The sequence below is a fragment of the Arthrobacter rhizosphaerae genome (assembly GCF_023062595.1).
Lineage (GTDB): Bacteria > Actinomycetota > Actinomycetes > Actinomycetales > Micrococcaceae > Arthrobacter > Arthrobacter rhizosphaerae.
In genome coordinates this window covers 1-13,676 of record NZ_JALLAN010000002.1, presented here as the reverse complement: position 1 = coordinate 13,676, position 13,676 = coordinate 1, and the positions used below count along the sequence as shown (strand labels likewise).

General features: G+C 62.5%; 15 protein-coding genes and 1 riboswitch. Of the genes, 14 read left to right on the top strand and 1 reads right to left on the bottom strand.

What is annotated here, in order from left to right:
- Positions 1 to 8: 8 nt before the first annotated feature.
- From MU551_RS02665 to MU551_RS02640, 6 genes are all read left to right on the top strand, one after another.
- Positions 9 to 362, top strand: a complete 354-nt coding sequence (locus tag MU551_RS02665) for a hypothetical protein (RefSeq protein WP_247040607.1) — start codon at positions 9 to 11, stop codon at positions 360 to 362.
- A gap of 78 nt (positions 363 to 440) precedes the next feature.
- Positions 441 to 1,070: a HutD/Ves family protein gene (locus tag MU551_RS02660; RefSeq protein WP_247040606.1), complete on the top strand. Its 630-nt coding sequence runs from the start codon at positions 441 to 443 to the stop codon at positions 1,068 to 1,070.
- A gap of 46 nt (positions 1,071 to 1,116) precedes the next feature.
- Positions 1,117 to 1,647, top strand: coding sequence for a ferritin (locus MU551_RS02655; RefSeq protein ID WP_247040605.1), 531 nt, complete (start codon positions 1,117 to 1,119; stop codon positions 1,645 to 1,647).
- A gap of 186 nt (positions 1,648 to 1,833) precedes the next feature.
- Positions 1,834 to 1,899, top strand: a riboswitch (guanidine-III (ykkC-III) riboswitch).
- Positions 1,900 to 1,908: 9 nt separating this feature from the next.
- A complete protein-coding gene (locus MU551_RS02650) occupies positions 1,909 to 2,232 on the top strand; it encodes a DMT family transporter (RefSeq protein ID WP_247040604.1) in 324 nt (107 codons plus the stop codon).
- Positions 2,232 to 2,591, top strand: a complete 360-nt coding sequence (locus tag MU551_RS02645; protein WP_247040603.1) for a DMT family transporter — start codon at positions 2,232 to 2,234, stop codon at positions 2,589 to 2,591. The genes MU551_RS02650 and MU551_RS02645 overlap by 1 nt, the downstream gene beginning before the upstream one ends.
- Positions 2,592 to 2,600: 9 nt before the next feature.
- Complete coding sequence (locus MU551_RS02640; RefSeq protein ID WP_247040602.1) at positions 2,601 to 3,227, top strand: nucleoside/nucleotide kinase family protein; 627 nt, start codon at positions 2,601 to 2,603, stop codon at positions 3,225 to 3,227.
- Positions 3,228 to 3,288: 61 nt separating this feature from the next.
- On the opposite strand, the gene MU551_RS02635 is transcribed toward MU551_RS02640, so the two are convergent.
- Positions 3,289 to 5,574, bottom strand: coding sequence for a WD40/YVTN/BNR-like repeat-containing protein (locus MU551_RS02635; protein ID WP_247040601.1), 2,286 nt, complete (start codon positions 5,572 to 5,574; stop codon positions 3,289 to 3,291).
- A gap of 365 nt (positions 5,575 to 5,939) precedes the next feature.
- Between MU551_RS02635 and MU551_RS02630 the strand changes: the two genes are divergently transcribed.
- From MU551_RS02630 to MU551_RS23460, 8 genes are all read left to right on the top strand, one after another.
- Entirely contained in the window at positions 5,940 to 6,935 is a 996-nt protein-coding gene (locus MU551_RS02630) for an aldo/keto reductase (protein ID WP_247040600.1), read from the top strand.
- Between the two features lie 3 nt (positions 6,936 to 6,938).
- Positions 6,939 to 7,589, top strand: a complete 651-nt coding sequence (locus MU551_RS02625; RefSeq protein ID WP_247040599.1) for an MBL fold metallo-hydrolase — start codon at positions 6,939 to 6,941, stop codon at positions 7,587 to 7,589.
- A gap of 62 nt (positions 7,590 to 7,651) precedes the next feature.
- Positions 7,652 to 8,641, top strand: a complete 990-nt coding sequence (locus tag MU551_RS02620) for a sensor histidine kinase (protein ID WP_247040598.1) — start codon at positions 7,652 to 7,654, stop codon at positions 8,639 to 8,641.
- Positions 8,638 to 9,327 (top strand): response regulator, encoded by a 690-nt coding sequence (locus tag MU551_RS02615; RefSeq protein ID WP_247040597.1) that lies wholly within the window; start codon positions 8,638 to 8,640, stop codon positions 9,325 to 9,327. The genes MU551_RS02620 and MU551_RS02615 overlap by 4 nt, the downstream gene beginning before the upstream one ends.
- Positions 9,328 to 9,515: 188 nt before the next feature.
- Positions 9,516 to 10,577 (top strand): ABC transporter substrate-binding protein, encoded by a 1,062-nt coding sequence (locus tag MU551_RS02610; RefSeq protein ID WP_247040596.1) that lies wholly within the window; start codon positions 9,516 to 9,518, stop codon positions 10,575 to 10,577.
- Positions 10,578 to 10,647: 70 nt separating this feature from the next.
- A complete protein-coding gene (locus MU551_RS02605; RefSeq protein ID WP_247040595.1) occupies positions 10,648 to 12,390 on the top strand; it encodes an ABC transporter permease in 1,743 nt (580 codons plus the stop codon).
- A 35-nt stretch (positions 12,391 to 12,425) separates the two neighbouring features.
- Positions 12,426 to 13,280 (top strand): ABC transporter ATP-binding protein, encoded by an 855-nt coding sequence (locus MU551_RS02600; protein ID WP_247040594.1) that lies wholly within the window; start codon positions 12,426 to 12,428, stop codon positions 13,278 to 13,280.
- Positions 13,177 to 13,587, top strand: coding sequence for a TOBE domain-containing protein (locus tag MU551_RS23460; protein ID WP_247040593.1), 411 nt, complete (start codon positions 13,177 to 13,179; stop codon positions 13,585 to 13,587). Before MU551_RS02600 ends, MU551_RS23460 begins: the two co-directional genes overlap by 104 nt.
- Positions 13,588 to 13,676 lie beyond the last annotated feature (89 nt).

The following is a 13,676-nucleotide window of genomic DNA, read 5'->3' as shown; positions in this document are numbered from 1 at the left end:
AAGTCACCGTGACCGAAACAGATGATCCGCGCCGGTCCGCGCAGCGGATGGCGGAAGCCGCCGGCCAGCTGGCGCACTCCACGAGGACCCTGAGCCGGCCCTCCGACAGTTACGTGGTCTTGGGAGAGCTTCTCGAGACCCAGCGGGCCATTGAACAGACCCTCCGGCAGCTCGCCGAGTGGCATCGTTCCACTTCTTCCGGTGTCCACTACGCCGAAGGGCACGAGGAAAGCGCCCTCGGGATCATGACCTCCGTGGCGGAGCTTGACCTCGCCGCACAGCAGGCAGAAGGGCTGCAGGAAACCCTGGCCCGCGCTTATGGCGGCAACAGCGTGGTCCACTGGTTCGACTCCGTCGACTGAAGGTGCGGCCCGGCCTTGGAGTGACATTTGCTTCCGGCCTGTCCCGTTGGGCTGGCCCTGTCCCGTTAGGCTGGGCGGATGGAGATCATCCGCTATTCCGAGCTGAAACCCCAACCGTGGCGCAACGGCGGCGGGGTGACCAGGGAGCTCGCCAGTCACCCGGAGGCCGCCTCCGCCCAGGATGGAGCCTGGGACTGGCGCGTGAGCATCGCCGAAATTTCCAAGGCGGGACCCTTCTCTCCCTTTGTGGGCACGGACCGCGTACTGACTGTGATCGAAGGGGAACTGCTGCTACTCAACGTGGACGGTGCAGAGCAGCCCTTGGAGAAGCACCGGCCTTTCCGGTTTTCCGGCGACGCTCTCTCCTCGGCCACCCTCCCCACGGGTAACGTCCAGGCCCTCAACGTGGTGACCCGCAAGGGATCATTCAAGGGTTACACCTCAATCATCGAGCTGTCCAAGAAACGCGCCCACCCTGTTTTCGGCGGCCAACTCGGCGTCCTGCTACAGGGCCAGGCGACCGTCAGTCCCGGCGGCACGGCTTCATCGGGCACCTCACCCGCTACAGCTTCCGACGGCGGGCCGGAGCCCCTGGGCCGCTACGACGCCGTGGTCGGTTCGGATACCGAAACGCCGGAAATCCTTGGCCGCGGTTTCCTGGCCGTAGTGTCCATCGACAGGGTGGATCCCGCCGCGGCCGCAGACTGAAGGGTTGGTCTGGCTAGTTCAGTTGAACAAACCCTAGACTCGGTCCATGAGAAAAGCATCTTTCAACGAACTGCTGAGCACTCAAGTAGGCAACGAATTCTCGGCCTCCCAGCAATACATTGCCGTGGCCACATGGTTTGCGAACCAGGATCTGCCCCAACTTGCCAAGTACTTCTACAGGCAATCCGTTGAGGAACGGAATCACGCCATGATGATGGTGCAGTACATGCTGGACCGGGACCTTCCCGTGAACATTCCCGGCATTCCTGCGGTCCGTAATGATTTCACTTCCGTGACCGAGCCTTTGGCGCTCGCGCTGAAGCAGGAGAAGGAAGTCACCAAGAACATCGAAGACATGTTCCGCGCTGCCCGCGCGGAGGACGACGCCCTCGGGGAGCAGTTTATGCTCTGGTTCCTCAAGGAGCAGGTGGAGGAAGTGGCGTCCATGACCACGCTCCTGAACATTGCCCAGCGGGCGGACAATCTCTTCGACATCGAGAACTTCATCGCCAGGGAAACCGTCGGTGACAGCGGGCACGACTCCTCGGCGCCGGAAGCGGCAGGGGGCACGCTCTAGGGCCTCCCTGTCAGGGCCTCCCTGTCAGGGCCTCCCACCCAAGTAAGTCCCCCAACTAGGTAGCAGTAGATGCTGTTTTGGAGCCTCAAAACAACGTCAACTGCTACCTAGTTGGGTGACACGGCGCGGGAGGTGAGGTTGGCCACCATAAGTAGCCCGCCGGCGTCGGGCGTTGCTAGGCTGGCCTGAAGGGTCCGCACCGGACCCTCCGGACGACGGTTCAGTACCCGGCACGCGACAAGACTGGCCAAAGGATCTGTCATGTCGTGGATAATTCTCATCCTCTCCGGTGCGCTTGAGGCCGTTTGGGCCGCCGCCCTGCACCGTACATTCCAAGCCACTGGCCGCCGTCGGACTCTTCCCGCCCTGCTGTTCCTGGCCTCCGTCATCGCGAGCACCGGCGGACTCGCCATCGCGATGCAATCCATCCCCACCGGCACCGCCTACGCGGTGTGGGTGGGCGTGGGAGTTGTGCTGACCAGCGCCTACGCGATCATCACCAAAGTGGAACGGGCGACGGCGGCCCGGCTCCTGCTGCTCGGCGGGATCGCCGTGTGCGTGGTCGGCCTGAAAGTGGTGGCGTGATGCTCTCGAAATCCGCCATTGCGTGGGGTGTCCTGCTGGCTTCCGCAGTCCTTGAAGCCGTGTGGGCCACGGCCCTTGGCCTGTCCGACGGCTTCACCAGGCCCCTGCCCACCATGGTCTTCGCAGTCACTGCAACCCTGAGCATGCTCGGCCTCGGCCTGGCCGTGAAGCAGATTCCGCTCGGGACGGCTTATGCGGTCTGGGTGGGAATCGGTGCCGCCCTGACGGTTGGCTGGGCGATGGCCACCGGCGTCGAACCGGCCAGTCCGCTCAAACTGCTGTTCATCGCGGGAATCGTTGCCTGTGCGGCTGGGCTGAAGATGCTGCCGCGGCATAAATCGGCAGACTCGGAGCACTAGGCTTTTGCCATGGATTCTCCCGAAATCGAGCAGGCAATGGATACGCTGCGCCGCCGGATCGAAGCAGGGAACAGGACCCTGCTGGGCATCACAGGGTCACCGGGAGTGGGCAAGTCAACGTTTGCTGCCTACCTCCGCGAATCCTTCGGTCCCGAAGCCTCCGTGGTGGTCCCGATGGACGGCTTCCACTTGGGCAACGCGATCATTGACGGCACCCCTCTGAAGCAGCGCAAAGGCGCCATTGATACGTTCGACGTCGGCGGCTACCTTTCGCTGTTGCAGAGGCTCAGGCGGCGGGATGAAGAGACGGTTTACGCCCCTGACTTCCGGCGTTCCATTGACGAACCCGTGGCGGCGTCCATCGCCATTCCTGCAGCGCTTCCCCTGGTGATCACCGAGGGAAATTACCTGCTCGCGGACCACCCGCAATGGCGAGAGGTCAGGGCACAACTGGACGAGGTCTGGTTCATTGAGGTCCCGGCCAGCGTCCGGATGTCCCGGCTTGTGGAACGTCACGTGCTGTTCGGGAAGGAACGGAGCGCGGCGGAAGCCTGGGCTGGCGGCTCTGACCAGGCCAACGCCGAGCTGATTGAAAAAACGAAGGCTTTTGCAGACCGGGTCATTAGCTGGTCCTAAGTCAGGGCTGCAGCGCAGACGGATGACTACGCCGCCTGCGCTGCAGCTACTACTGAGGTCATTAGTCCTCGGGGTTGGAATGGACAGAATAGGCCGGTTTTCCGGGCTTGTCCTTCTTGTCCTTGTTGTCTTCCTTACCCTTCCCCGGTTTCGGGGAAGCCGTCAGTTCGCCCACTTGGATGCCGCGTCCGTTGGTGCAGATGAAGACTCTCCCGTACTGATCAGGATCGGCGGCGAGGCAAGCACCAGTCCAGCCCCACTGATGGGCGTCGTCGTTGATACGCAACCAGGAGGCACCCGCGTCGTCGGAGCGGAAAATCCCGCGGGTGCCGCCCACTACACCATTCAGGTACACGGCCATGTGGCTCGCGCCCTTCGCCGCCTTACCGAAGGCAACCTGGTCTGCCGACCCCACCCCGCTGAGGACCTGCTGATAGGAGATCCCTGCGTCCGTGGATCGCCAGAGTCCGCCCCCGGCAGCGGAAAGCCAGACGTTCCCGGCACGGTCTGTGACCGGCTCCAGCACCCCTGAACCGGAAGGCAGCCCCGTCTGGGTTGCGCTGAACGTGGCACCGCCGTCGTTGCTGGCATACGCGGTTCCGGTTGCGGGGTCGAACGCGAAGAAGAGTGCGGCATCCGCTCTGTCCGCCACGACCTCCAAACCGTTGGGCAGGCCCTGCACCTGTGTCCAGGAGTTGCCCAGATCGGTAGTGCGGAAGGCGTGCATCCCGGATGTGGACCACACCACTGCTGAGCCGTCGGCGGATGGTGAAACATGTCCGGGCTCGGTGATTCCTACCGGTTCGCCAGGGAAGGGCTGCCACGTATCGCCGCCGTCAAGGGTGTAAGCACCGCGTTTTTCGCCCCAGCCCGAGCGGACCAGGAATCCTTCGCGAAGTGGCGCGTATTCGATGGACGTGGACGTGCCGAAGATGGGGTTGGGGTCCATTCCGTTGGCCGGAACCTCCGAGAGGTTGTCATGGCGATAGGTTCCGATATCTCCAAGGGCGCTGTACAGCGGGGCATCACCCCAGGTGGGGCTTGCTAAATCGAGCACAGCCGTTTCTTCGAGTCCCTGTGCGCGAACGGACCACGTGGTGGACCCACCATCCTCCGCGTCCGTGGCGTTATCTGTTCCAAAAATGGTCGCCCCGGTGCCGAAAAGGACACGGTCGGAGTTGAAGGGGTCGATCTCCAGGGCCCCGATCATCCAGCCAAGCTTGGGCTCGCCGTGCCAATTGAGGAACGGCGATGCCGACGTGTCCATCACCTTCTTCTCAGTGATAGACGTCCAGTTTTCGCCGCCGTCGACGCTTCGGAAAATGTCATCAACGGGACCCCAGCGGCCCATCGTCGCTGCCATAACAGTGCCTGGCCTGGAAGCGTCCACGGCCAATCCCGCATAGCCGAAGCCTCCTTCGGTTCCCGTATTGGGACGAAGCGGGGTGATGTCCTTCCAAGCCATGCCGGAAGGGTCAAACCGCCACACACCACCGTCGTGCATTTCATACGGCCCCGGCAGGTCACCGTAGGTGACATAGAAGAACCCATCCGGAGCCAGCCGGCCATGGTGGGCGTAGAAGCCGGTGGGCTGGCCCGGTAGCTGCTGCCAGGATTGCCCGCCATCCTTGCTCTTGAAGATACCCCCTGCCTTGTCTGCCGCGCCGACATAGACCTCGGTGGGCGCCCCCGGGGTGGGCAAGCCAAATTCTATGAACGAGATTCCGATACCTGCATCACCCAACCGGGGGAAGGGGTCGTTCCTGGACCAGGTGCGGCCGGCGTCGGTACTGAGCCAGAGCCCGTCGTTGCGGGTGCCCAGGTAGAGGTTGTTGTTGTCATCTGGGTCCACCATGAGACGCTCACCCATGGAGCGGCCGTTCTCGTTGCCGCCTGCCCTGAACGGTAGGTCCACACGATCAAACGTGTCGCCGCGGTCGCCGGAACGGAACAGGGCTGCATTGCTGGCCCACGTCCCCGTATAAGTGCCCGCAAGGACATAGAGATTGTCCGGATCTACGGGATCTGACGCAAGCGCTTCGATTCCAGTTAGGTTCCAATCGTCCCAGCCGACGAAGTCCATGAGGGGCTTCCACCGCTCCAGGCCTTCGTCCCACCGGTAGGCGCCACCGATGTCCGTCCGCGCATAAGCGAGGCCTGGCTCGGTCTCGTTGTACACGAGGCCGGGCACAAATCCGCCGCCCACAATTTCAGCATTGGTCCATGTATAGCCGGGGGCAGGGGCGGGATCTGAGGGCGGGGCTGCCAAAACTGCTGGCCCGCTCATCAGCGCTGCGGTGAAACCTCCCGCAGCGAAAAGGGCGGTGATTCTTCGGGCGCGGTGCATCTCGTACACTCCTTTGTGGTTGTTCCGGGCACTGGCGCCGCTACAGTTGCTGCAGGTGCGACATGGCGTGCGTCACCAGAATAATCGAAGCGTTTCGATAATGGAATAACCATTGACGAATACCGAATGGACAGCTACTTGTGGTTGGGTTCCAAGTGCTCGCGGCACACTGCTGCAAGCACGAACTAACGGGAGTCCGTCAGGACCTCGGTAACCTCACTCGCCGAATTAACGCCTTTAGGGAGCGACATTCGGCTATTTCGGCGAGCAGGATGGCCATCGCGGTTCGTGGCACAGGAATACCTCGGACGGCGGTGGGGTTCTTGGCTGGGACACCACTTCATAGCAACGAAACGGAGCGACCTATGACTGCAGCATCAGTAGACCTGGGAGACGGCCTCAAGGTCAGCCCCTTGGGATTTGGCGGGATGGCGCTGACGCCGGTTTACGGAGGGGTAGATCAAGGCGATGCCCTGCGTACCCTTCATCACGCTGTGGATGCGGGAGTCAGCTTCATTGACACCGCGGATGTCTACGGCAGCGGCAGCAACGAGGAACTGATCGCGCAACTGCTGGCTGAGCGGCGGGGTGAAGTCCAGCTTGCCACCAAATTCGGCATCGTCGGAAACCCGGCCGGCGGCTACTCAGGTGTCCGAGGGGACACCGCTTATGTCAGGCAAGCAGTGGAAAACAGTCTGCGCCGCCTGGGCACGGACACCATCGACCTCTACTACATGCACCGCCGCGACCTCAACGTTCCGATTGCGGAAACCGTTGAGGCCATGGCAGAGCTGGTGCGCGAGGGTAAAGTCCTGCACCTCGGCCTGTCTGAGGTGACCGCCGCCGAGTTGAGGGAAGCCAACAACATCCATCCCATCGCGGCAGTCCAGAGTGAATGGTCCATCTGGAGCCGTGACGTGGAAAAGAACGTGGTTCCAGCCGCCGCCGAACTTGGTGTGGGCTTCGTCCCCTACTCGCCCCTGGGCCGTGGATTCCTGACCGGAACCGTGGACGCCACCCAGCTGTCCGAGACTGACTTCCGCCGCAAGATCCCCCGTTTTGCCGAAGTCGCAGCTGAAGCTAACCAAGGGGTGGTGGCGGCAGTGCAGGCTGTTGCTGAGGAGCTCGGCGCAACTGCCGCCCAGGTTGCCCTCGCCTGGCTGTTCGCCCACGGCCAGCGTCTGGGCCTGCCTGTCGTGCCGATCCCCGGTACCCGGAAGGCGCACCGGATCGACGAGAACCTGGGAGCGCTTTCGCTCGACTTCACCCCATCACAACTGGAGACGCTCGACGCCGCTGCGGACGCCGTCGTCGGCTCCCGGTCTGCTGACCCCAACTGGGTCTCACAGGGACGCGAATAACGCATGGACACGCTCATTCACTCACTCCGGGACATCACCATCCGGCGCATTTCCGTCAGCGAGATGGACAACAACGTGTATCTGCTCACCGCCAAGGAGTCCGGTGCTCAACTGCTGATCGATGCGGCAGATGATTTGCCGGCGATCCTGGAACTGCTCTCTGATGCGGCGGCCGATACTGCTGCAGCGCCCAAACTGACACTGATCGCCACCACCCACCAACACTGGGATCATGTGCGGGCGCTTCCGGAGCTCGTGAAAACCACCGGAGCCATGACGGCAGCAGGCACCGACGATGCTCCGGAACTGCCCGTGCCCGTGGATGTGCTGCTGGACCATGGGGACGTCGGCAACTTCGACGGCTTCGACGTGACGGCCGTGCACCTGCGCGGGCACACCCCGGGCTCGGTGGCGCTGGTCTATGAGGACCCGGCAGGTCCGGCTCACATCTTCTCGGGCGATTCTCTTTTCCCGGGCGGAGTCGGCAACACCCAGAAGGATCCTGAGCGGTTCAAGCAACTGATCACTGACGTCACAGAGCGGCTGTTTGCCGTGTACCCGGACGATACCGTGGTCCACCCGGGCCACGGCAAGCCCACTACCCTGGGCGCCGAACGTCCGCACCTGGAGGAGTGGCGCTCCCGCGGCTGGTAATGCGACGCCGCGCTTCGCCAAGACTCTGATGTTGGGGTTGTTCTCCTCGTTAGAGTTGTTCGGTGAATACATTGTGGTACTTCGTGGGGGCGAGCGGCCTGGCGGCGTTGGTTCCCGTATGGAGAACCTCATTGCTGCGCCCCTACAAGCTCGGTGCCAGCGGGCTGATCCTGACATGGTCGGGCGCCCTGGTTCTTGCCGGGCTCGCAGCCGATTCTTCGGGTGATGAAGCCACTGTCATCCTTGCAGCCGTTGCGGCAGCAACGGGTCTCTGGCTTTTCCTGCTTGCCAGATCGTGGCTGGCTGACAGGGCAGACATCCAGCGGCTCCGCGCCACAGCCCAACGCAACGCGGACCAGATCTCCGTGGTCAGCCACGAGATCCGGACTCCGTTGGCTCTGATGAAGGGCGCGTCCGATTTATTGGCCGAGGGGACACCCGGACCCTTGACGCCGAGCCAGGAACGCTTCATCAGGACCATAAGCAGCAACTGCCACTCCGTGATCAGCCTGGCGGAGGACCTGCTGATCCAAGCCCGGATCGATGCCGGCATGTTCGAACTGCACCTTCAGCGAGTGAATTTCAGGTCCCTGGCCACCAAGGTCATCTCCGAACTGCGCCTCCTCCACACGTTGGCAATAGCGCTGGACTGCCCGGGGGCACCGCCGCGGGCCTGGGCAGATGCCGAACTTATGCGCCAGGCACTGACGAACCTCATCAACAACGCGGTGATCCACGCCCACGACGCAACCCTGGTAACAGTCCGGATCATCGACACCGACCAGCAGATCCTCGTCTCAGTCAGCGACGACGGTGCAGGCATGTCCCCGGCCGAGCGCCAACAGCTTTTCGAGCGCTTTTCGAGCGGGAAGCCTTTACGGGACGGCACAGGCCTTGGCCTCGTCATCACCAGGCAGATCGTCCAGATGCACGGCGGTGGAGTGTTTGTTGACTCGACCCCCCAGCGCGGCACCACCATGATGTTCAGCCTGCCGAACGGTGAGAGCCACCCGGCGGGCCCCACAGCAGTACGGCTGGAGGTTTCCCCTTGAGCGCCCCTCTTCTGACGGCCCTGGTGGTCGACGACGAACCCCAGATGCTGGACATCGTCACCTTTGCGTTGGAGACCCAGGGCTTCACCACAGTGACAGCCAGGGATGCGGAGACCGGCTGGAACCTCTTCAGGGAAAAAGCTTTGGACCTCTTGGTTCTCGACGTCATGTTGCCGCACTCCTCTGGCTTGGCCCTGTGCCGCCGGATCCGCGAGGTCAGCGAAGTCCCGATTATCCTGCTGACGGCACGAGGCGAGAGCTCTGACCGGGTCTCGGGGCTGGAGTCCGGGGCCGACGACTACGTTACTAAACCGTTCCATCCCCGGGAGCTGGCCCTGCGCGCCGAGGCAATTGTCCGCAGGACACGGCCCCGAGCCGCTGAAGCCGTGCTCCATCACGGCCCGCTGCGGCTGGAAGCGGACAGGGCCAGCGTTCACGGCCGCTACCTGAACCTGTCCTCCACGGAACTGAGGTTGTTAACCAGGCTCGTCCAAAACACCGGACGCACCGTCCCCTTCGACGAGCTGCTCTTGGCTGGCTGGCGGCAGACCGAAGGTCCAGGCGGGCGCCAAATGTTGAAGACCGCCATCTACCGGCTGCGGCACCGGCTCGCGGCTGAGGGCTATCCGCGCTCCATCAAGGCGGTCCGCGGCGACGGCTATCAGCTGATCCCCTTCAATGAATGAAGCTATGCCACAACCTGCCCTTATGGACGGAATTCTGAAGGTCACAGAGCTGTGACCATGTGTGACCGTCACGACACTCCAAGGCCCCATGACGCTGCCTAAGGTTTTGACATCGACACGGAAGGAACCGCTTAGCGGTTAGCTCCGACGTCGTGAAGCAACGTTGCTTCACCTACGAAAGGTATGACATGAAGCGCAAAATCGCGCTCTCCTTCGCCGTCGTGGCCTCTGCGTCGCTGGCCCTGACCGGCTGCGTCGTCGACACAAGCCCCAAGGCCGCGGCAGCGGGCGGCGAGCTCAGCGGAAACCTGACCGTCGCGTGCGGCGCGATGGAAGACTGGTGCCAGGCCATGACCGAGGCTTTCACCGAAAAGACAGGCGTCAAGACGAGTTTCGTGCGGCTCTCCTCAGGGGAGACGGTGGCCAGACTCAACGCAGGCAAGGACTCGCCGGAATTCGACGTATGGCACGGCGGCCCTGCCGACGGCTACGGTGCGGCAAAGAAGGCGGGCCTGCTGGAGCAGTATGAGTCCCCGAATGCCTCCGTAATTCCAGACAAGTACAAGGACGCCGAGGGTTACTGGGCAGGCGTTTATGTAGGAGCACTTGGATTCTGCTCCAACAAGGCAGGCCTGGAAAAGCTGGGAGTCGGTGTCCCCACCTCTTGGAACGACATCCTCGACAACAAACTCAAGGGCCAGGTCTCCACAGCCCACCCGTCCACCTCAGGCACAGCGTTCACCACACTCTGGACCCAGGTCACGCTGAACAACGGAAACGAGGACGCCGGGCTCGACTACATGCGCAAGATGCACAACAACGTCCTGCAGTATTCCAAGAGCGGGACGGCGCCTGGCCAGACAGCGGGACGTGGCGAGGTCGCCGTCGGACTGGTGTTCTCCCACGACTGCGTCAAGTACAAGGAAGCCGGCATGACGGACCTGCAGGTGTCCTTTCCCAAGGAAGGCACAGGCTACGAAGTGGGCGGTGTCGGTGTGGTGAAAAACTCGAAGAACCCGGCCGCCGCTAAGGCCTATGTGGACTGGGCGCTGACAGCCGAGGCTCAGGACCTGGGCCCGACAGTGGGCTCGTACCAGATTCTTACCAACCCTGACGCCAAGCACGACGACCGGATGGTAGACCTCGACGAGGTCAAGCTGGTGGACTACGACTTCACTCTGGCCGCGGCCGAGAAGTCGAAGCTCACCAAACGGTTTGACGCGGAGATCGCGCCGCAGCCCAAGGAGTAGAAACTCCCACCATCCGATCCATCAAGGCGGGCGGCCCGTGCACCCCGGGCCGCCCGAGCCAGGAGCTCCCATGAGTATTGACACCCTGCAACCGGCAACAGCGCCGGCCGCTCCCCCTCTTCCCGCCAAACGTGCGGGCGCCAAATTCAGTAAACTCGACACCGTCACCAAGCTCGTTATCGCCTTGGTGGTAGGCATTCTCCTTCTCCTGATCGGCTATCCGCTGATCCGGATCCTCACACAGTCCTTCAGCCCGGAAGGCCGGGACACCCTCGGCCAGATCCTCACCTCCGCCACCAACCGCGGCGTCCTGCTCAACACGGTGGCCCTGGGCCTTGTAGTCGGCGCCGTCGGCACGTGCATCGGGTTCGCTTTTGCGTACGCGCAGGCCCGGCTGGAGTTCCGTGGGAAGCGCATCCTGCACCTGATCGCGCTCCTTCCGATCGTCTCGCCACCGTTCGCCGTGGCAACCGCTGTCATCAGCCTCTTCGGACGCAGCGGCCTGATCAGCAACAAGCTGCTCGGCCTGGACTACAACATCTATGGCCTGACCGGGCTGACGGTGGTGCTGGGCCTGTCGTTCTTTCCGGTGGCGTACATGAACCTGCTCGGAATGCTGCGCAGCCTGGACCCGGCGATGGATGAGGCAGCGTCAAACCTCGGCGCGAGCAAATGGAAGATCTTCCGCAGCGTGACCATCCCCATGCTGATCCCCGGCTTTGCCAGCTGCTTCCTGCTGCTGTTCGTCGAGGCGATCGCAGACCTTGCCAACCCGCTGGTGATCGGCGGCGACTTCACTGTCCTTTCAACCCGCGCCTACATCGCCATCACCGGCGAATACAACGTGGCAGGTGGCGCAGCGTACTCCCTGGTGCTCCTGCTGCCAGGGCTGCTCGTGTTCCTCGTTCAGCGCTACTGGGCCGAGCGCAAGAGCGTCGTGTCCGTTACGGGCAAGCCCTCCGGCCGGGTCAACCTGATTTCTTCGCCTCTGGGACGCATTCCCCTCCTCACCATCGTGCTCCTGATTGCAGCCCTCATCGTGACCATCTACGTCACTGTCTTTATAGGCGCCTTCACGAAGATCCTGGGCGTCAACAACAGCTTCACCCTGGCGAACTATCAGTACGTCCTGGCTGGAATTGGTTCTGACGCTATGTTCACCACCACCATCCTCGCGTTGATCGCCACGCCCATTGCCGGCGTTCTGGGTATGATCCTCGCCTGGCTGATCGTCCGGAAGGTCAAGCGCGGACGCGGTGTGCTGGACTTTATGGGCATGCTGGGGCTTGCCGTTCCCGGAACCGTGCTGGGCATCGGATACGCCCTGGCCTTCAACAAACCATTCATCATCGGGAACATCCAGCTCCTGCCAGCCTTGGCAGGGGGTGGAGCCATCCTCGGCGGCGCCATGGCCATCGTTATGGTCTATGTGATCCGTTCCATGCCCTCCGGGCAGCGCTCCGGCGTGGCGGCGTTACAACAGATTGATCCGGCGATCGATGAGGCCTCCACCTCCCTGGGCGCCTCCGGCATCACAACGTTCCGCACCATCACGCTTCCGCTGATCCGGCCGGCGCTGCTTTCGGGCCTGACCTACGCGTTTGCCCGGGCCATGACCACGCTCTCCCCCATCATTTTCATCACAACTCCCCAGACCAAAATCATGACTTCGCAGATCCTGTCTGAAGTGGATGCGGGCCGCTTCGGCAACGCTTTCGCCTATTGCACCATTCTGATCGTCATCGTGCTTTCGGTGATCGGTCTGATGAATCTCCTGGTCCGGGACCCTCGTCCCAAAACCCGAACCCGCTAGACCGGCTGCTTCACACACACTTCCACGAGGACACTATGACGAATACAACACTTGAAACGAAGTCCAGCCCCAACACCAACACCGGCGAGGCCGGCTCGCTCCAACTGACCGGGATCAGCAAGTCTTACGGTGGTGGCAACGGACCACTCGCCGTCGACAATATCAACCTGCAGATCAAGTCAGGGGAGTTCCTCACCCTCCTCGGACCGTCCGGGTGCGGCAAAACGACCACCCTGCGGATGATTGCGGGGTTCGAAAACCCGACCGCCGGTGAACTCACACTGGACGGCGAGGACATGATCGGGTTGACGCCGGATAAGCGCCCGATGGCCATGGTCTTCCAGTCCTACGCCCTTTTCCCGCACATGTCGGTGTACGACAACGTGGCCTATGGCTTGAAACTCCTGAAGATGGGCAAGAAGCAGATCGAGCAGGAGGTCAACTTCGCCCTGACATCAATGAGTCTTCTGGCATTCGCGGACCGGTCGCCGAACCAGCTCTCGGGTGGTCAGCAACAGCGTGTGGCCTTGGCCAGGGCACTGGTCATGAAGCCAAAGGTCCTGCTCTTCGATGAACCGCTCTCCAACCTGGACGCCAAGCTTCGCGTCCAGATGCGTACCGAAATCCGCCGCCTCCAGCAGAAGCTCGGCATCACCAGTGTGTACGTCACCCACGACCAGGACGAGGCCATGAGTCTCTCGGACCGGATCGTGGTCATGCGGCACGGCAAAATCGAACAGCTCGCACCCCCCCGAGGAGGTCTACCGGCGGCCGGCGTCGGTCTTCGTGGCGGATTTCATCGGACAGGCCAACTTCCTCGACGTCGCTGGTTTCACTGCGCACGGTACCGGCGGGACAGCCACGGCACGGGTCAGCGTCCTCGGCGTTGACCAGGTTGTTCCGGCACATTCGGGCATCACCCCGGATTCTTCCGTGGTGTTGCTGGTGCGGCCCGAGTCCGTTTCAGTGCGAAAGCTCCCTGGCGAGGGCCTCGAGGTTGTTGGCCGGACCGGGCGGATCCTCAGTTCAGTTTTCTACGGAGCATGGATTGAGTACGACGTGGAAACAGAAGCCGGCAACATGACCGCCATGGTTTACGATCCGCTTCCCGGCGACATTATGGCTGCCGGAACGTTCGTTTCGGTCGCCTTCGAAGCCGAGCGTTCATGGCTGCTCCCGGCCGAAGTCTCCCACTAGCGGTTAAGCTATGCAAAAGGACGGCCGCACCCTGGATCCAGGGTGCGGCCGTCCTTTTTGGTTCAGATATCTGTGAAGCCAAGGCCCTT